Source organism: Planktothrix tepida PCC 9214 (assembly GCF_900009145.1).
Taxonomy (GTDB): domain Bacteria; phylum Cyanobacteriota; class Cyanobacteriia; order Cyanobacteriales; family Microcoleaceae; genus Planktothrix; species Planktothrix tepida.
On record NZ_LN889828.1, the window covers coordinates 1 to 1,104 of the forward strand.

At 34.6% G+C, this 1,104-nt stretch carries 1 protein-coding gene; it reads right to left on the bottom strand.

Annotated elements, in window-relative coordinates:
• Window positions 1–15 precede the first annotated feature (15 nt).
• Complete coding sequence (locus PL9214_RS29320) at window positions 16–1,047, bottom strand: transposase (protein ID WP_072719935.1); 1,032 nt, start codon at window positions 1,045–1,047, stop codon at window positions 16–18.
• Between the last annotated feature and the right edge of the window lie 57 nt (window positions 1,048–1,104).

Below are 1,104 nucleotides of genomic sequence, written 5' to 3' on the forward strand. Positions count from 1 at the left end.
GCTCTTCTAGGGTAACTATGATAAATTAGGAGAAAAATGCCAATTTAAGAGAACTCTTCTTCTAAAGTTAGCAAAATTATTTAAGCCATACGCTCTTCTCTTAATTAACTTAATTTTCTGATTGATTCCTTCGACGGCTCCTTGGGTAGTTCGATTGTCGAAATAGGCGAGAATTTCGGCAATCCACCTTTTGATTGTTTGGCAGCTTTTTGGGAAGTCTTTATAAGATGATTCAGTCCATTCTACCAGTTGCCAAAATGCCTCATCTCCCGTTATTTGACTTTCAAATATATCTCTAAATTTCTCTTTTCTATCATACATATCCATTAATTCTGGCATGACTTCTTTGAGAACTGACAATTTTGATTTTTCCGTCTCGTTCAAATCTTCTTTCTTTTTCAGCAAAGGATATTTACTCTCTTTTATTCCTGAGATTTGACGTTCTCTTTCCGTTTTATTTTTGATTTTTTCTGCCTGTTTTTTCTCGGTTTTTCTCCGATAGTCTAACTCTTCATTGACTTGTTTCATGACGTGAAATCTATCCGCAACTACTTGTGCATTCGGCATCAGTTCTTCCACTACACTTTTATAGGGAACCCACAAGTCTATACTGACCGCTTCCATTTCTTTTAATATCGTTTCAATTTCTGCCGGACTCATTCGATTTCTTTTTCCGGTATTCACCACATCTGTTGCTAACACTTCTTCAACCACTTTTTGGGCTAGTCTTTTTGTATATGTTCTTCTTTTCTTCACAAAACTTAATTCTTCGGAAAATACTTTCTGGCAGTTAGGGCATCTAAATTGACGGCGATTTACATTCAGAAAGACATCAAAACTACTCACAGGAATATCTCGCACTCTATGTCGATGTGATTGATGTACTTTACTCGTACTCTTCCCACAATGAGGACAAGTCGCGCTAGTCTGTTTATTTTCTAATTCAATCAGAAGTTCATTCTCCGTAATAAAATGATAATTTGTTGCTTTAAAACCGGGAAAGTTAATGATTTGAGTAATAAAATAAAGTAGGGAGTTAGATGGCATTTTTATAAAAAAGTCATTTTTCTTAGTGATTTAGTCAATATTTAATACCATAAAATA